This is a genomic window from Lutibaculum baratangense AMV1 (assembly GCF_000496075.1).
GTDB lineage: Bacteria > Pseudomonadota > Alphaproteobacteria > Rhizobiales > Tepidamorphaceae > Lutibaculum > Lutibaculum baratangense.
In genome coordinates this window covers 53,099-69,586 of record NZ_AWXZ01000044.1, presented here as the reverse complement: position 1 = coordinate 69,586, position 16,488 = coordinate 53,099, and the positions used below count along the sequence as shown (strand labels likewise).

Annotated in this window: 18 protein-coding genes; 15 read left to right on the top strand and 3 right to left on the bottom strand. The window is 68.6% G+C overall.

The window, feature by feature from the left end; all coding sequences use genetic code 11:
- Positions 1 to 69 precede the first annotated feature (69 nt).
- The 10 genes from pcaB to N177_RS20175 all read left to right on the top strand — a co-directional run bounded on the left by pcaB (position 70) and on the right by N177_RS20175 (position 9,413).
- Positions 70 to 1,431: a 3-carboxy-cis,cis-muconate cycloisomerase gene (pcaB, locus tag N177_RS20220; protein WP_023434299.1), complete on the top strand. Its 1,362-nt coding sequence runs from the start codon at positions 70 to 72 to the stop codon at positions 1,429 to 1,431.
- Entirely contained in the window at positions 1,428 to 2,216 is a 789-nt protein-coding gene (gene pcaD, locus N177_RS20215; RefSeq protein WP_023434298.1) for a 3-oxoadipate enol-lactonase, read from the top strand. The genes pcaB and pcaD overlap by 4 nt, the downstream gene beginning before the upstream one ends.
- Positions 2,213 to 2,602 carry a 4-carboxymuconolactone decarboxylase gene (pcaC, locus tag N177_RS20210; protein WP_023434297.1) on the top strand — a complete coding sequence of 130 codons (390 nt, stop codon included), beginning with the start codon at positions 2,213 to 2,215 and terminating at the stop codon, positions 2,600 to 2,602. Before pcaD ends, pcaC begins: the two co-directional genes overlap by 4 nt.
- A gap of 200 nt (positions 2,603 to 2,802) precedes the next feature.
- A complete protein-coding gene (locus N177_RS20205) occupies positions 2,803 to 3,741 on the top strand; it encodes an ABC transporter permease subunit (RefSeq protein WP_023434296.1) in 939 nt (312 codons plus the stop codon).
- A gap of 7 nt (positions 3,742 to 3,748) precedes the next feature.
- Positions 3,749 to 5,074 carry a high-affinity branched-chain amino acid ABC transporter permease LivM gene (livM, locus tag N177_RS20200; RefSeq protein WP_023434295.1) on the top strand — a complete coding sequence of 442 codons (1,326 nt, stop codon included), beginning with the start codon at positions 3,749 to 3,751 and terminating at the stop codon, positions 5,072 to 5,074.
- On the top strand, positions 5,074 to 5,976 hold the full coding sequence (locus tag N177_RS20195; RefSeq protein WP_051402510.1) for an ABC transporter ATP-binding protein: 903 nt from the start codon (positions 5,074 to 5,076) through the stop codon (positions 5,974 to 5,976). Before livM ends, N177_RS20195 begins: the two co-directional genes overlap by 1 nt.
- The gene (locus tag N177_RS20190; protein ID WP_023434293.1) at positions 5,973 to 6,704 is read left to right on the top strand and encodes an ABC transporter ATP-binding protein; all 732 of its coding nucleotides are present in this window, start codon (positions 5,973 to 5,975) and stop codon (positions 6,702 to 6,704) included. Before N177_RS20195 ends, N177_RS20190 begins: the two co-directional genes overlap by 4 nt.
- A 14-nt stretch (positions 6,705 to 6,718) precedes the next feature.
- The gene (locus tag N177_RS20185; RefSeq protein ID WP_023434292.1) at positions 6,719 to 7,066 is read left to right on the top strand and encodes a DUF6867 family protein; all 348 of its coding nucleotides are present in this window, start codon (positions 6,719 to 6,721) and stop codon (positions 7,064 to 7,066) included.
- A 143-nt stretch (positions 7,067 to 7,209) separates the two neighbouring features.
- Positions 7,210 to 8,319 (top strand): branched-chain amino acid ABC transporter substrate-binding protein, encoded by a 1,110-nt coding sequence (locus N177_RS20180; RefSeq protein WP_023434291.1) that lies wholly within the window; start codon positions 7,210 to 7,212, stop codon positions 8,317 to 8,319.
- Between the two features lie 86 nt (positions 8,320 to 8,405).
- Positions 8,406 to 9,413 carry a P1 family peptidase gene (locus tag N177_RS20175; protein ID WP_023434290.1) on the top strand — a complete coding sequence of 336 codons (1,008 nt, stop codon included), beginning with the start codon at positions 8,406 to 8,408 and terminating at the stop codon, positions 9,411 to 9,413.
- A 3-nt stretch (positions 9,414 to 9,416) separates the two neighbouring features.
- On the opposite strand, the gene N177_RS20170 is transcribed toward N177_RS20175, so the two are convergent.
- Complete coding sequence (locus N177_RS20170; protein ID WP_023434289.1) at positions 9,417 to 10,679, bottom strand: NAD(P)/FAD-dependent oxidoreductase; 1,263 nt, start codon at positions 10,677 to 10,679, stop codon at positions 9,417 to 9,419.
- Between the two features lie 143 nt (positions 10,680 to 10,822).
- Between N177_RS20170 and N177_RS20165 the strand changes: the two genes are divergently transcribed.
- The 4 genes from N177_RS20165 (at position 10,823) to N177_RS20150 (ending at position 14,254) form a co-directional block, all read left to right on the top strand.
- Positions 10,823 to 11,791 carry a hypothetical protein gene (locus N177_RS20165; RefSeq protein WP_023434288.1) on the top strand — a complete coding sequence of 323 codons (969 nt, stop codon included), beginning with the start codon at positions 10,823 to 10,825 and terminating at the stop codon, positions 11,789 to 11,791.
- 74 nt (positions 11,792 to 11,865) lie between these two features.
- Positions 11,866 to 12,315: a hypothetical protein gene (locus N177_RS20160; RefSeq protein WP_023434287.1), complete on the top strand. Its 450-nt coding sequence runs from the start codon at positions 11,866 to 11,868 to the stop codon at positions 12,313 to 12,315.
- A gap of 56 nt (positions 12,316 to 12,371) precedes the next feature.
- Entirely contained in the window at positions 12,372 to 13,694 is a 1,323-nt protein-coding gene (purB, locus tag N177_RS20155; protein ID WP_023434286.1) for an adenylosuccinate lyase, read from the top strand.
- A complete protein-coding gene (locus tag N177_RS20150; RefSeq protein ID WP_023434285.1) occupies positions 13,694 to 14,254 on the top strand; it encodes an RBBP9/YdeN family alpha/beta hydrolase in 561 nt (186 codons plus the stop codon). Before purB ends, N177_RS20150 begins: the two co-directional genes overlap by 1 nt.
- 81 nt (positions 14,255 to 14,335) lie before the next feature.
- Here the strand turns inward: N177_RS20150 and N177_RS20145 are convergent, their stop codons facing one another.
- Together N177_RS20145 and N177_RS20140 are read right to left on the bottom strand one after the other, a co-directional pair.
- Positions 14,336 to 15,100 carry an HpcH/HpaI aldolase family protein gene (locus N177_RS20145; RefSeq protein ID WP_023434284.1) on the bottom strand — a complete coding sequence of 255 codons (765 nt, stop codon included), beginning with the start codon at positions 15,098 to 15,100 and terminating at the stop codon, positions 14,336 to 14,338.
- Between the two features lie 8 nt (positions 15,101 to 15,108).
- The gene (locus N177_RS20140) at positions 15,109 to 15,432 is read right to left on the bottom strand and encodes a DUF1476 domain-containing protein (protein ID WP_023434283.1); all 324 of its coding nucleotides are present in this window, start codon (positions 15,430 to 15,432) and stop codon (positions 15,109 to 15,111) included.
- Positions 15,433 to 15,721: 289 nt separating this feature from the next.
- On the opposite strand from N177_RS20140, the gene purC reads away from it, so the two are divergent.
- Positions 15,722 to 16,486: a phosphoribosylaminoimidazolesuccinocarboxamide synthase gene (gene purC, locus N177_RS20135; RefSeq protein ID WP_040486316.1), complete on the top strand. Its 765-nt coding sequence runs from the start codon at positions 15,722 to 15,724 to the stop codon at positions 16,484 to 16,486.
- The last annotated feature ends 2 nt before the right edge of the window (positions 16,487 to 16,488 follow it).

Below are 16,488 nucleotides of genomic sequence, written 5' to 3'. Positions count from 1 at the left end.
CACCGTGACACCGTCCAAACCCGCCACTATGGTCCCGCCCCATCACCACCTCCTCCACGGAACGACCCGATGCAACACCTGCTGCGCTCGCTGTTCTCGACCCCCGATGTGGCGGAGGTCTTCTCGGACGAGGCGGAGCTCCGCGCCATGGCGGCCTTCGAGGTGGCGCTCGCGGCCGCGGAAGCCGAAGCCGGCGTCATCCCTCACGAGGCTGCCCGAGCCATCGCCGAAGCCGCCGAGGGCTTCCGGCCGGATATCGGGGATATCGCCGAGAAGGCCCGCCTCTCCGGCAACCCCGCGTTCCCGTTCGTGGCCGCGTTCGGCGAGGCCTGCAGCCCGGAGGGCCGCCCCTGGGTGCACTGGGGCGCGACGAGCCAGGACGTGCTGGACACGGCGCGAGCGCTGCAGCTCAAGAGCGTCCGCCCGCACGTCCGGAGCGACCTCGAGCGCATTTCCGCCGCTCTCGCGAAGCTGGCCGAGCGTTACAGGACGACGCCCATGCCCGGGCGCACGCTCCTGCAGCCGGCCATGCCGACGACCTTCGGCATGAAGGCCGCCGGCTGGCTCGACCAGATCGATCGCAGCGCCAGGCACCTCGATCTCGCCTTCGAGGAGGCCGCGACGCTGCAGTTCGGGGGAGCCGTGGGCACGCTCTCGGCCCTGGGGGAGAGCGGTCCGGCCGTGCGGGCGGCGCTCGCGCGCCGGCTGGGCCTCCACGAGCCTGACGTGACGTGGCATGTCGGCCGCGACCGCTTCCTCAGGCTGGCGTCGGAAGCCGTGATCCTGATGGCGGGGCTCGCGAAGATCGCCCGCGACATCGCGCTCCTCATGCAGGCCGAGATCGCGGAGGCAGCCGAGCCCGCCGGCCCCGGCCGGGGCGGCTCCTCCACGATGCCGCAGAAGCGCAACCCGGTCGCCGCCCCGGCCATCGTCGCGGCCTACCACGCGGCTCAGGGAGCGCTCGGTGGGCTGCTCTCCGGCCAGCTGCAGGAGCACGAGCGGGGCGTCGGCGGCTGGCACGCGGAGTGGCTGACGCTGCCCCAGATCATGGAGTGCCTCGCCGGCGCCCTTTCCCAGACGGCGGAGACAGTGGAGGGCCTCGAGGTCGACGAGCGGCGGATGCGGCAGAACCTCTCCCTCGGCAACGGCACGATGATGTCGGAGGCGCTGATGATGAGGCTCGCGGGGACGATGGGGCGGGGCGAGGCGAAGACGCTCGTGGGCAAGCTCGCGGCGACAGCCATGGCCGAAGGCCGACCTCTCCGGGAGGTCGCCGTGGCGGACCCGACGGTGACCCGCCACCTCTCGCAGGACGAGATAGAGGCCGCGCTCGCGCCCGAGAACTACCTCGGTGTCGCCCCCCATGCCGTCGATCGGGTCGTCGCGCGTTGGAAGGAGACGGCACGGAACCGGCAGGAGGAGCACCGGTGAGCACGCTCGACATCGAAAACGCGACGATCCACTACGAGTTGTCGGGACGTGAGGGCGCCCCCCTCCTCGTCCTCTCGAACTCCCTCGGCACGAACCTCTCGATGTGGGACGCGCAGGTGGCGCATTTCGGGGACCGCTACCGGATCCTGCGCTACGACCAGCGCGGCCACGGCCGCTCGTCCGCGCCGCCCGGAGAGTACAGCTTCGGCCAGCTGGGTCGGGACGTCGTGGCGCTGATGGACTATCTCGGCGTCGAGAAGGCCCATTTCTGCGGGCTTTCCATGGGCGGGATGACCGGCATGTGGCTCGGCGTGCACGCGCCGCACCGGGTCGACCGGCTGGTGCTCGCAAACACGGCGGCCTTCCTGCCGCCGAAGGAGCTCTGGGACGGCCGCGTCCGCACCGTCACCGAGAAGGGCATGGGCGCCATCGTCGACGCCGTCGTCGAGCGCTGGTTCTCGCCCGAGTTCCAAGCCTCCGATCCCGATGAAGTGGCCAGGGTCCGGGCCATGATCCTCGCGACGCTGCCCGCCGGCTATGCGGGCTGCTGCGCCGCGATCCGCGACATGGACCAGCGCGAGGACATCCGCTCCATCCGGGTCCCGACGCTCGTCATCTGCGGGTCGAAGGACCCGGCCACTCCGCCCGCGCAGGCCGAAGAGATCGTGGGTCACGTCCCGCAGGCCCGCCTCGTCACCCTCGAGGCCGCTCACCTCTCGAACATCGAGGATCCGGCGGGCTTCAACCAGGCCGTCGCGCGATTTCTTTCGGAGGAACAGGGATGAACGAAGACGATCGCCACGCCGCGGGCATGAGGAACCGTCGCAGTGTCCTGGGAGACGCGCATGTCGACCGGGCCGAGGCGAGGAAGACACCGTTCGACGAACGCTTCCAGCACTTCATCACCCGGAACGCCTGGGGCGATATCTGGGAAAGCAGGACGATCGACCGGAAGACGCGCAGCCTCCTCACCATGGCGATGCTTCTCGCCATGGGGCACGAGGAGGAGTTCGCGATGCATGTGCGAGCCTCCGTCAACTGTGGCGTGACCGAAGAAGAGCTGTCGGACCTGCTGATGCAGGCGGCGATCTATTGCGGTGTCCCCGCCGCCAACAGCGGCTACCGCATCGCAAAATCCGTGCTCGCGGAGAGGGCGGCAGACTCCGGCTGAGCCAAAAGTTGCATGCCCTTGCGGCATCCTGCTGCCGCTGCTGCAATGCACAAAAGCGCGTCTGCCAATCTTGTTGTCACAGCTGAAGCTGCTTGCTACCAATTCTCCAAATGGGGCGGCATTCGTGCCGTGATTCCTGCCGCCGGTCCCGAGGTGGGGACCTGGACAAGAGCAGGGTGCGTAAGGGGTACCGGCGCGGGATGGAGTATTTCGTCCAGCAGCTCATCAACGGGCTGACACTCGGATCGATCTACGGGCTGATCGCCATCGGCTACACGATGGTCTACGGCATCATAGGGATGATCAACTTCGCCCACGGCGACATCTTCATGGTGGGGTCGTTCATCGCGCTGATCGCGATCATCGCCTTCGGCCTGACGGCGGGCAGCTCGCTCGCCGTCCTCATCCTGGCCCTCATTCTCGTCCTGCTCATCGCGATGGCGCTCACGTCAGTCTACGGCTGGACGGTCGAGCGGCTCGCCTACCGGCCCTTGAGGGGCTCCTTCCGGCTCGCGCCTCTGATCACCGCGATCGGCATGTCGATCGTCCTGCAGAACTTCGTGCAGATCGCCCAGGGCGCCCGCGTGAAGCCGCTGCAGCCGCTGTTCTCCGGCGGCTTCACGCTGATGGAGCTCGAAGGGCCGACCGGCGCGGTGTTCAGGGTCAACCTCTCCTTCGCGCAGATCCTCATCATCGTCACGACGGTCGTCCTGATGACGGTGTTCACGCTGATCATCGCGAAGACCTCTCTCGGCCGCTCGCAGCGGGCCTGCGAGCAGGACCGCAAGATGGCCGCGCTCCTCGGCGTGAACGTCGACCGGACGATCTCGCTCACCTTCGTGATGGGCGCCGCCCTCGCCGCCGTCGCGGGCCTCATGTACCTGCTCTACTACGGCGTGATCGACTTCTACATCGGCTTCATCGCCGGCGTTAAGGCGTTCACCGCGGCCGTGCTCGGCGGCATCGGCTCGCTGCCCGGCGCGATGCTCGGGGGGCTGCTGATCGGCCTGATCGAGACCTTCTGGTCCGCCTATTTCTCGATCGAATACAAGGACGTGGCGGCGTTCTCCATCCTCGCCATCGTGCTGATCTTCCTTCCGTCCGGCATTCTCGGGCGCCCCGAAGTCGAGAAGGTCTGATCGTCTCGTGGCCACGACATCCCCATCCAGGCGCCCCGCCGCGGAACTCGTCAAGGACGCCGCCTATTCCGCGCTGATCGCGCTGGCCCTCGCCGCCCCGATCATCGGCCTGCAGACGGTGACGGCGCGCGGGGGCCTGGGCCTGAACGCCCGGTGGGACGACGTCTTTCTCATCGTCCTGGCGGTCTTCGCCGGGCGACTCCTCCTGAACTTTACGATCTGGCGGCACCAGGGCGCGCGGCCGATCGGCCAGAAGTGGTTCCAGCGCGCGGGCGGCCGACCCTTCGCCAGGCACGGCCACACCCTCTCGAAGATCATCGGGCCGCTGGCGCTCGCCGTCGCGCTGCTCCTGCCCGCCCTGCCCTTCTCCGACCGCTACGTGATGGACCTCTCCATCATGGTGCTGACCTACATCATGCTCGGGTGGGGCCTGAACATCGTCGTCGGCCTCGCCGGACTGCTCGACCTCGGATATGTCGCCTTCTACGCGATCGGCGCCTACTCCTTCGCGCTGCTCGCGACGCATTTCGACCTCGGCTTCTGGATCTGCCTGCCGCTCGCGGGCATCCTCGCCGCCTTCTGGGGCGTGATCCTCGGGTTCCCGGTGCTGCGCCTGCGCGGCGACTACCTCGCGATCGTGACGCTGGCCTTCGGCGAGATCATCCGCGTCGTGCTCCTGAACTGGTACGAGTTCACCGGCGGGCCGAACGGCATTCTCGGGATCCCCGACCCGACCCTGTTCGGCCTCGAGTTCGCGCGGCGCGGGGACAACACGTTCCACGAGTTCTTCGGGCTGTCCTACAGCTCGATGCACAAGATCATCTTCCTCTACTACATCATCCTCTGCCTCGCCCTGATCACGAACTTCGTCACGCTGCGGCTCCGGCGGCTTCCCGTGGGCCGTGCCTGGGAGGCGCTGCGCGAGGACGAGATCGCCTGCCGGTCGCTCGGCATCAACACGACGAACACGAAGCTCACCGCCTTCGCCATCGGCGCGATGTTCGGCGGCTTCGCGGGCTCGTTCTTCGCCACGCGGCAGGGCTTCATCAGTCCCGAATCCTTCACCTTCATCGAGTCCGCCCTCATCCTGGCCATCGTCGTCCTCGGCGGGCTCGGCAGCCAGGTCGGCGTGGTGATCGCGGCGATCGTGATGATGGGCGGCTTCGAGTACTTCCGCGAGTTCGAGCAGTACCGCATGCTGATCTTCGGCCTCGCCATGGTCTTCATCATGGTGTGGCGCCCGCGCGGGCTGATCTCCACCCGCAGCCCGTCCGTCATCCTGAAGGAACGCAAGGCCATCGGCGCCGACCTCGTGGGACAGGGGCACGGATGATGAGCGAGACAGCCATCGCCGCACCCTCCCCCACGCCGCGCTGGGAGGCGGATCCCGTGCTCGACGTCGAGCATCTCACGATGCGCTTCGGCGGTCTCGTGGCGGTCGACGACCTGAGCTTCGCGGTGGGACGCGGCGACATCACGGCCATCATCGGCCCGAACGGTGCCGGCAAGACCACCGTCTTCAACTGCATCACGGGGTTCTACAAGCCGACGGAAGGCCGGTTGACGATGCGGCGCGCCGAGGGGGAGGAGTTCCTGCTCGAGCGCATGCCCGACTTCCAGATCGCGGCGCGCGCGAAGGTCGCCCGCACCTTCCAGAACATCCGGCTGTTCGGCGGCATGACGGTGCTCGAGAACCTCATGGTGGCGCAGCACAACCCGTTGATGAAGGCCTCCTACTTCACCTTCGGCGGCGTGCTGGGGCTCTCGCACTACCGCCGCTCCGAGAAGGAGGCGATCGGGTTCGCCACCTCCTGGCTCGAGCAGATCCGCCTGATCGACCGCGCGGACGACCCCGCCGCGGACCTTCCCTACGGCGCCCAGCGCCGGCTCGAGATCGCGCGGGCGATGTGCACGCGCCCCGAGATCCTGTGCCTCGACGAGCCGGCTGCCGGCCTCAACCCGCGCGAATCCGCGGAGCTGAACGACCTCCTCCGCCTCATCCGCGACGAGTACCAAACCTCGGTGCTGCTGATCGAGCACGACATGAGCGTGGTGATGGAGATCTCCGATCACGTCGTCGTTCTCGACTACGGCAAGAAGATCGCCGACGGGCCGGCCGACGTGATCCGCAACGATCCTGCGGTCATAGCCGCCTATCTCGGCGTGGAGGACGACGAGGTCGAGGCCGCGGAGGAAGAGGTCGAGGAGATCAAGGAAGAGGCCGAGCGCCGATGAACGCGGCATCCCCCCTCCTCTCGGTCCGCGGCGTCGAGACCTACTACGGCAACATCATCGCCCTGCGCGGCGTCGACCTCGACGTGCATGTCGGCGAGATCGTGACGCTGATCGGCGCGAACGGCGCCGGCAAGTCGACGCTGATGATGACGATCTGCGGCAGTCCGCAGGCCCGCACCGGGTCCGTGACGTTCGACGGCACCGACATCACGCGCATGCCGACGCACGAGATCATGCGCATGGCGATCGCCCAGTCCCCCGAGGGACGGCGGATCTTTCCGCGCATGACGGTGCTCGAGAACCTGCAAATGGGCGCGGGCGTCACCGACCTCTCCCATTTCGACGAGGACCTCCAGAAGGTCTACGAGCTGTTTCCGGTCCTGAAGGCGCGCCGCAACCAGCGAGGCGGCACCCTTTCGGGCGGCGAGCAGCAGATGCTCGCTATCGGCCGTGCGCTGATGAGCAGGCCGCGCCTTCTGCTCCTCGACGAGCCGTCGCTGGGGCTCGCGCCGCTCGTCGTGAAGCAGATCTTCGCGGCGATCGCGGAGTTGAACCGGACGGAAGGGCTGACGGTCTTCCTCGTCGAGCAGAACGCGTTTCACGCGCTGAAGCTCGCGCATCGGGGCTACGTGATGGTGAACGGCAGCATCACGATGAACGGCACGGGCGCCGAGCTCCTCGCGCGCGAGGAGGTCCGGGCGGCCTATCTCGAAGGCGGACGGCACTAGAGGGCGACGAGAGCATGACCGGCATCCTCTACGAAGAGCAGTCCTTCGGCACCTTCCTCCTCGTTACCATCCTGCTCGGGGGCGGTGCGGCGTGGCTGTCCGGGCGCGCCATCGCGATGACGTGGCGCCCCTATCTGCAGCTCGTCGCCTACGTGTTCCTGCTGGCAGCCTTCGTTCGCTTCCTGCACTTCGCGCTGTTCGAGGGAACGCTTCTGTCGCTCCACTACTACCTGGTCGACCTGGTGGTGCTGCAGATCGCCGGATGGCTCGGCTTCCGGCTCAAGCGGGTGAAGCAGATGGTGACGCAGTACCGCTGGATCTACGAGCGCGCGGGCCCGTTCGGGTGGCGCGCGAAAGGTTGATGCCGGAGACGAGGGAAGCACGCGAAGATGATGTTCTTCCTCGTCGACCCGTGCATTATTGGGGACAACCGGACTTCGTCCGGACGAGATCGCGGCGGCCGCGGAAGACGGGCGCTTGCGGGTAGCAGAGAGGGAATAGTTTGATGAAGAAGCATCTCCTTGCGGGCGTGGTACTCGTCGGCCTGGCGGCCGCTCCCGGCGCCGCACTCGCCGAAATCGCGATCGCGACGGCCGGCCCGATGACCGGCCAGTACGCGACGTTCGGTGCGCAGATGAAGGCCGGCGCCGAGCAGGCCGTGAAGGACATCAACGCCGCCGGCGGCGTGCTGGGCGAGCAGCTCGTCCTGCGGATCGGCGACGACGCGTGCGATCCGAAGCAGGCCGTCGCGGTGGCGAACCAGTTCGCCGGCGGCGACGTGGTCTTCGTGGCGGGCCACTTCTGCTCCGGCTCCTCGATCCCGGCGAGCCAGGTCTACGCCGAGGAGGGGATCATCCAGATCTCGCCGGCTTCGACCAATCCGACCTTCACCGAGAACCGCCCCGGCGACGGCATCTTCCGCGTCTGCGGTCGTGACGACCAGCAGGGCCAGGTCGCCGGCGAGTATCTCGCCGAGCACTTCGGCGACAAGAACATCGCGATCGTCCACGACAAGACCGCCTACGGCAAGGGCCTGGCGGACGAGACGAAGAAGTACCTGAACGAGGCCGGCAAGGAAGAGGTCATCTACGAGGCCTACACCGCCGGAGAGAAGGACTACACGGCCCTCGTCTCGAAGCTGAAGCAGAGCAATGTCGACGTGCTCTATGTCGGCGGCTACCACACCGAGGCCGGGCTGATCGTGCGCCAGATGCGCGACCAGGGCATGGACACGATCCTCGTCTCGGGCGACGCTCTGGTGACCGACGAGTACTGGTCGATCACCGGCGACGCCGGCGCCGGCACGCTGATGACGTTCTCGCCCGACCCGCGCAAGAGCGAGAAGGCGGCCCCGGTCGTGGAGGAGTTCCGCGGCCAGAACATCGAGCCTGAAGGCTACGTCCTCTACACCTATGCCGCGATCCAGGCGTGGGTCCAGGCCGTCGAGGCGGCCGGCTCGACCGACTACGACGCGGTCGTCGACGCCCTCAACGAGGGCACGTTCGACACGGTGCTGGGCGAGCTCGAGTTCGACGACAAGGGCGACGTCACCCTGCCGGGCTATGTCTTCTACGAGTGGAAGGACGGCGAGTACGATTACCTCGAGAGCATGTGATCGCCTGACGGACGCGATCTGAGCCTCTAGCCTCTGGGCCCGCGCCGGAATGCGCGGGCCCTTTTCGCATTCTGGGAGATCCGCCCATGCGCCCCGGCCCACGCAACGCCCTCACCGACGTGCACGGCCTCGCCGTCGGTCATGCCGAAGACGCCGCCCTCCTCTCCGGCACGACCGTCGTTCTGTGCGACGCGCCGGCGACCGCCGGCGTCGACGTGCGTGGCGGAGGACCGGGCACCCGCGAGACGGCCCTCCTGGCCCCCGAGATGACGGTTCCGGGGGTCGACGCGATCGTGCTGTCGGGCGGCTCGGCCTTCGGGCTCGACGCGGCCTCGGGCGTGCAGGCCTTCCTCCGCGCGGCCGGGCGCGGCTTCGAGGTGGCGGGCCACCGCGTGCCGATCGTGCCGGGTGCGATCCTCTTCGACCTCGCGAATGGCGGCGACAAGGGATGGGGGCGCTATCCGCCCTACCGGGATCTCGGCTGGCGCGCGGCCGAGGCCGCCGGGGCAGATTTCGCTCTCGGCTCGGTGGGCGCGGGACTGGGGGCCACGACCGCGAATTACCGAGGCGGTGTGGGGAGCGCCTCGCTTGTCCTCGACAATGGATGCACCGTCGCCGCCCTTGCCGTGGTGAACGCTGTCGGCCGCGCGACGGTCGGCGAGGGCCCGCATTTCTGGGCCGGCGCGTGGGAGATCGGCGGCGAGTTCGGCGGTCACGGCCTGCCCTGCCCCGTTCCCGCGGAGGCTCTCCTTCCGCTCACGAAGGGCGAGACGCCCGGCGCCGCCACAACGCTCGCGGTCGTGGCGACCGACGCGGCGCTGTCCAAGCCGGAGACCTCGCGCCTCGCGACGATGGCGCAGGACGGCATGGCGCGGGCGCTTCATCCGATCCACACGCCGCTCGACGGCGACATCGTCTTCGCCCTCGCCACCGGGCGGCGCGAGCTCGTCTCGCCGCTGCGCGACATGGTGAGGATCGGCAGCGCCGCCGCCATCTGCCTCGCCCGTGCGATCGCGCGCGGCGTCTACGAGGCGGGCGCGGCCGGCGCCGGATCGGCCCTGCTGCCGGCCTATCGCGACCGCTTCAGCCGCTGAACGTCAGTTCGGTGCGCCGAACCGGTCGGCCGCGAAGGGCGCCGGGTCCACAAGGGGCGCCTCGCCGGTCATCATCTGCGCGATCAGCTCGCCGCTCACCGGCCCGAGGGTGAAGCCGAGATGGCCATGGCCGAAGGCGAGCCACAGGCCCTCCTGACCAGGGGCGGGCCCCAGAACCGGGCGGGAATCCGGCAGGCACGGCCGGCGGCCGAGCCACGGCTCCTCGGAGATCGCCTCGCCGAGCGGAAAGAGTTCGCCCGCCTTTGCCCGGGCCTTGCGCAGCTGAACGGGGGTCGGCGGCGTGTCCATGTGGCCGAACTCCACCCCCGTCGTGATGCGATAGCCCTTCGCCATCGGCGTCAGCACGTAGCCCTCGTCCATGTCCAGCACCGGGCGGGTCAGAGTGGCATTGCCGCGTGCCTGGTAATGCTGGTGGTAGCCGCGCTTCACGGCGAAGGGAAAGCGCAGTCCGAGCGGCGCCAGAGCCTGCGGCGTCCACGGCCCCAAGGCGACGACCGCCTCGTCCGCGGCAATGCTCTCGCCGTCGGTGACGACCGACCAGCGCTCCCCCTCGCGGCGCAGCGTGCGGACCGACGCGCGGCGGAAACGGCCACCCTCGCGCGCGAAGAGCTCGAACGACGCCTGCGTGACGGCGCCCGGGTCGGAGACCGACGCGTGGCTCGGCCAGTGAAGGGCGCGCGCGAAGTTCGGCTCGAGATGCGGCTCGAGCTCCTGCGCCTCCTTCGGGCTCATCACCTGATAGGGAAAGCCGCGCCCGTCGGCGAGGTCGCGGTCGAAGGCGGAGGCGGCGAAGCTCTTCTCGCTCCGGTAGAGGTGGAGCCAGCCGGTCTCCCGGAGAAGGTCGAGCCGCCCGGCCTCGGCAAGCCGCGCCTTGTGCAGCGCGAGCGCGCTCTCCAGGAGCGTGTTGACGGCATCGCCATTGGCCTTGATCGCCGCAGGCGTCGACTGGCGCGCGAGGGCGAGGAGCCAGGGCGCCACGCGCGGCATCGCGGCCCAGTGGAAGTTGAGGGCGTTCGACTGCTTGAGGCCGTACTGGACGAGCTTGAGCGGGTTCAGGGGAAACGCGATCGGGATGTAGTTGCCGGCCTCGATGATCCCGGCATTCCCGTAGGAGGTCTCCTCACCCGGCTCCCGCCGGTCGATCAGCGTCACCTCCCTCCCCCGTCGAAGGAGTTGGAGCGCGCAGGAGACCCCGACGATACCTGCCCCGAGTACGACGACGGTGCGTCCGCGCGATTCGCCCATTCCACTCCCCCATTGAACGAAAGCACCGATTCCTCGGCCATTCCGGGACACCGCGCAAGCCGGGACCTCCCATGCGCGTCCCCGCCTTGCATCCCCCTCTCGCGATGGAAGATAATGAGAGCCTTGCCCCTCAAGGTCCCGCCGTGCTCGCCTTTCTACGTCCCGTGAGATGGATCGGCCGCCACGGCAGCCGCGCAGTCGCGCTCAGCCTGTTCGTGGGCATGGCGCTGCCACCTCTCTCAGCTCTCGCCAAGCCGCTGCTGCCGTTCGCCGTGTTCCTGCTCCTGCTGCTCGCCTTCCTGCGGATCGGGCTCGATCGCGTGGTGCCGTGGGCGAGGCGGCCACGCCTCGTCATCCTGGCGACGCTGTGGATGCAGGTGGCGTGGCCGGTGCTCATGGGGGCCGGCATCTGGGCGCTCGGCCTCAAGGCCGCCGCGCCGGAGCTCGCGCTCGCGGTCATGATCGTCGCGGTCGCCCCGCCGCTCATGTCGGCGCCGGCCTTCGCGTTGCTCGTGGGGCTCGACGGCTCCCTCTCGCTCGCGGTCCTGCTGGCCGGCCTCGCGGCCGCACCCGTGCTCGCCCCGCTGATGGCGGAGCTCATGCTCGGGGCGGCGCTGCCGCTCGACACGGCCGAAATGGCGCTGCGGCTCGCGGTTCTGGTGGCCGGCGCGGGAATAGGAGCCCTCGTTCTGCGGCGCCGGCTCGGCGAAGCCCGCATCGCCGGCTCGGCCGACCTGCTCGACGGCCTGAACGTGATCGTGCTCTTCGTCTTCGCGGTCGCCATCATGGACGGCGTCGCCATGCGGTTCCTCGTCGAGCCGTGGCTGGTTCTCGGTCTCCTGGGGCTCACGATCGCCCTGGCACTGGCGATGGCGGCGGTGACATGGGCCGTTTTCCGGCCCGCGGGCGCCGATCGGGCGCTCGTCGTCGCGCTCGCGGTCGGCAACCGCAACATGGGCCTCATGGCCGCGGCGATGGCGGCACAGCTTCCCGAGATCGCTTGGATTCTCTTCGCCGTGGGCCAGCTACCGATCTATATGACCCCGCTCCTGGTGCAACTGGCCGGGCGGCGGCTTCGCCGCGCGTCGAGCCGCGGCCGGCATCCAGCCTGACGAGAGACAGGATCAGACCCCTGGCGCACACGAATGCCCTCGACGACAGACCGGCCACGGCACGATCGCGGCCGGTGGGACTCGTCTTCGCTGCCACGAGCCTGCCGCTCGTGACGATGGCCGTGGCGGCTTGCCTCATCGGCGGCGGTTACCCGCCGACGGTGCGGACGGCATGGGCGGTGCTGCTCCTCGCCGCACCCCAGGTTGCCGGGATCTGGCTCGCCGTCCTGTTTCAGTCCCTGGTGCTGCGGCGGGCAGGCGCCTTCCTGAGAGCCGCTGCGGTGGTTCTGGGGGCGACCGTGATCGCCATCCCGCTCGGCGCCGCCGCCTTCGTGGTCCAGCACATCGCGACCTACCCCGAGCCGTTCCCGTTCACCTTCTCCGAGAGCGGCCTATATGTCCTCATGTGGTCGTCCCTCGTCGCGCTCTATCTCTACACCTCCGACCTGCAGCTCTACCTGCCGTGGACGCCGCTCGCGGTCCTCGTTGTCGCCGCGCTCCGCGCCCGGGGTGGACGGCGTTGAGGGTCGTCGGCGCCTCTGCTACCTACCCATTTCGCAATCCACCGGAGAGACGAACGATGATCCCCCGCTACACGCGGCCGCAGATGGCCGAGATCTGGGCGCCCGAGACCCGCTTCCGCATCTGGTTCGAGATCGAGGCGGCGGCGACCGAGGCGATGGCGGATCTCGGCTACGTGCCGCGGGAGGTGGCGACGGTCGTGCGCGAGAAGGGCGACGCGGCCGTCTTCGACATCGACCGGATCGACGAGATCGAGCGCGAGGTGAAGCACGACGTCATCGCCTTCCTCACCCACCTCGCCGAGCATGTCGGGCCGGAGGCGCGCTACGTCCACCAGGGCATGACGTCGTCGGACGTGCTCGACACCTGCCTCGCGATCCAGCTCACCCGTGCGAGCGACCTCCTGATCGACGATCTCGACAGGCTGCTTGCCGCGCTGAAGCGGCGCGCCTTCGAGCACAAGATGACGCCGACGATCGGCCGCAGCCACGGCATCCACGCCGAGCCGACGACGTTCGGCCTGAAGCTCGCCTTTGCCCATGCCGAGTTCGAGCGCGCGAGGAAGCGGCTCGTCGAGGCCCGCGAGGAGATCGCGACCTGCGCCATTTCGGGCGCCGTCGGCACGTTCGCGAACATCGATCCGCGAATCGAGGAGAAGGTCGCGGAGAAGCTCGCCCTCTCGGTCGAGCCGATCTCGACCCAGATCATCCCGCGCGACCGGCACGCCATGTTCTTTGCGACGCTCGGCGTCGTCGCCTCGTCGGTGGAGAGGCTCGCCACCGAGGTGCGCCACCTGCAGCGGACCGAGGTGCTGGAGGCGGAGGAGTTCTTCTCGGAGGGCCAGAAGGGCTCGTCCGCCATGCCACACAAGCGCAACCCGGTGCTGTCCGAGAACCTCACCGGCCTCGCGCGCATGGTGCGGGCCTACGTGACCCCGGCGCTCGAGAACGTGGCACTCTGGCACGAGCGCGACATCTCGCATTCCTCGGTCGAGCGGATGATCGGGCCGGACGCGACCGTGACGCTCGACTTCGCGCTCGCCCGCCTCACCGGGCTGGTCGACAAGCTCGTCGTGCACCCCGAGCAGATGCAGGCCAATCTCGACAGGCTGAAGGGCCTGCCGAACTCGCAGCGCGTGCTCCTCGGCCTCACCCAGGCCGGCATGAGCCGCGAGGACGCCTACCGCAAGGTGCAGCGCAACGCGATGCGCGTGTGGAACGGCGACGGCGCCTTCGTCGATCTCTTGAAGGCCGATCCGGAGGTCACGGCCCTCATCTCCGACGCCGAGCTCGAGAAGCTCTTCGACCTCGACTACCACCTGAAGCACGTCGACACGATCTTCGCCCGCGTCTTTCCGGCGGGGGCGGGCCAGGAGGCCTGATGCGAATCTCCGACACCGACATCCTCATCATTCCGGGCTACTCGAACTCGGGGCCGGAGCACTGGCAGACGCGCTGGGAGGAGAAGATCCGCACGGCGCGCCGCGTCGAGCAGGAAGACTGGGAGCGTCCGGAGGTCGAAACCTGGGCGGCGCGGATCATCGAGGCGGTGGAGGCAGCGGAGAGGCCGGTCGTGCTGATCGCCCATTCCGCGGGGGTGGCGGCCGTCGCGCACGCGGCCGCCCGGCATCCGCTGGACAAGGTGAAGGGTGCGTTCCTCGTCGGGCTGCCCGACGTGGAGGCCGACGAGAAGGTGCCGGAGGCGGTGAAGGTATTCTCGCCGCTGCCGACGGATCCCCTGCCCTTCCCCTCGATGATGATCGCGAGCGAGGACGATCCCTATTGCCGGCGCGTGCGAGCGGAAGACTTCGCCGCCGCCTGGGGATCCGACTTCTACAGCGCCGGCACGGCCGGCCATTTCAACACCGAGAGCGGGCACGGGCCGTGGCCGGAAGGCCTGATGATGTTCGCCCGCTTCATGCAGCGCCTGCCCGCGCGCTGAGGCGCGGTCGCGAGAGCGGGATGAGGAAAAGTGGGGACCGGTTTTCCGCCCGCATCCCGCTCTCAACCTCCAGAACGTGATCTAGGCGCCCTTCAGCGCCTTCAGTGCCGTGGCCGATCCCGCCTGCACCATCGCGAGGTCGGAGCCGTGCGCGATCATCGCGTAGCCCATCTCGCGGTAGCCGTGCGCGAGCTCGGCCGTGTTGGCGAAGATCGTCGCGATCTTTTTCGCCGCGAGCGTCTGCCGGCAGATCTCGGCGACCGCCTCGGCCGTCGAGGCGTCGGCCGGGTCGGGGGCGCGGCCGCCGGTCAGCGCCACGGAGAGGTCGTTCGGGCCGACGAGCACGCCGTCGATCCCCGGCGTGGCGAGGATCTCCGGGAGGTTCGCGATGGCCTCGCGCGTCTCGACCATCGCGAGTGCGAGTAGGCGGTCGTTCGCCTGGCCGATATAGCCGTCGTTCCCGGTGCCCCAGAGCATGTTCGCGCGATGCGGCCCCCAGCTCCTCGTGCCGAGGGGCGGGAACTTCATCGCCGAAGCCAAGCGACGGGCATCCTCGGCCGTGTTGACCATCGGGCAGATCACGCCCTCCGCCCCCATGTCGAGCGCGCGGCTCACCTCGGGCCAGGCCCCGTGGGGCACGCGCACGAGCGGGGCGGATCCCGCCGCCGAGACGGCTGTGACCGCGGCGGCGAGGTCGCGGAAGCCGAAATAGCCGTGCTGCGTGTCGAGGCAGACCGCGTCGAATCCGGCCCGCGCCACGGCCTCAGCGGTCAGCGGGTCGCCGACGACCGACCAGCCGCAATACGCAGTCTCGCCGGCGCGGAGCCGGTCGGCGAGCGGTGCCATGGCGGGCCTCAGACCTCTTTCTGCACCTGCTCGGCCGCCTGGACGAGAAGCTCCTCCATCCTGCGGCGGATCTGATGGTCCGACTGCTCGACGCCCTTCGCGTCGAAGTCCCGGCGCACCTTGCGGAACACGTCCTCGTCGCCCTTTTCCTCGAAGTCGGCCAGAACGACCTCCTTCGCGTAGGCGTCCGCGTCCGGGCCGGAGAGGCCCATCTTCTCGGCCGCCCAGAGGCCCAGCAGCTTGTTACGCCGGGCCGTCGCCTTGAAGCGAAGCTCCTCGTCGTGGGCAAACTTGCTCTCGGCGGCGTTCTTGCGCTTCTCGAACTCGTCCATGGTCTGCAACAGTCCTCTGGGTCATGCGGGTCGGCCGTCTGGTCTCGAGCATTGAATACGCGGGCGCCGATCCCAAATCAATCGAAGCAGGTCAGCCATGCCATCGGCAGCTCGCATTGTGTTGCGGTGCCGGATGCGCTACGGTTTCGCCGTTTTCAGCGGACGGCCCACCTGCCAGACGACCGGGCGGGCCTGTCTTGTTTTTGATGCCACTCGACCATGGGAACGCCCGCACGGCCGATTGGGCCGCCCGCGAGGCGTCGCGTCCTTGATGTCAGGTTATATCCGCATGAATCGCCGCCGCAAGATCTACGAAGGCAAGGCCAAGATCCTCTATGAGGGCCCGGAGCCCGGCACCCTCGTCCAGCACTTCAAGGACGACGCGACGGCGTTCAACAAGCAGAAGCATGCGCAGATCGAGGGCAAGGGCGTCCTCAACAACCGCATCTCCGAGTTCATCTTCCAGAACCTGAACGCGATCGGCGTTCCGACCCATTTCATCCGCCGCCTGAACATGCGGGAGCAGCTGATCCGCGAAGTCGAGATCATCCCGCTCGAAGTCGTCGTGCGGAACGTCGCGGCCGGCTCGCTGTCGAAGCGGCTCGGCATGGAGGAAGGGGTCCAGCTTCCGCGCTCGATCATCGAGTTCTACTACAAGAACGACGAGCTCGGCGACCCGATGGTCTCCGAGGAGCACATCACGGCCTTCGGCTGGGCGAGCCCGCAGGAGATCGACGACATGATGTCGCTCGCCCTGCGGGTGAACGACTTCCTCGTTGGCCTCTTCCTCGGCGTCGGGATCAGGCTCGTCGACTTCAAGATCGAGCTCGGCCGCCTCTACGAGGGCGACATGATGCGGATCGTGCTCGCCGACGAGATTAGCCCCGATTCGTGCCGGCTCTGGGACATGAAGTCGGGCGAGAAGCTCGACAAGGACCGTTTCCGGCGCGACATGGGCGGATTGGTCGAGGCGTACCAGGAAGTGGCGCGCCGCCTGGGCATCATGACGGGCGGCGAAGCGAACCCGCCCCGCGGCCCCGTCCTCGTGAAGTGAGC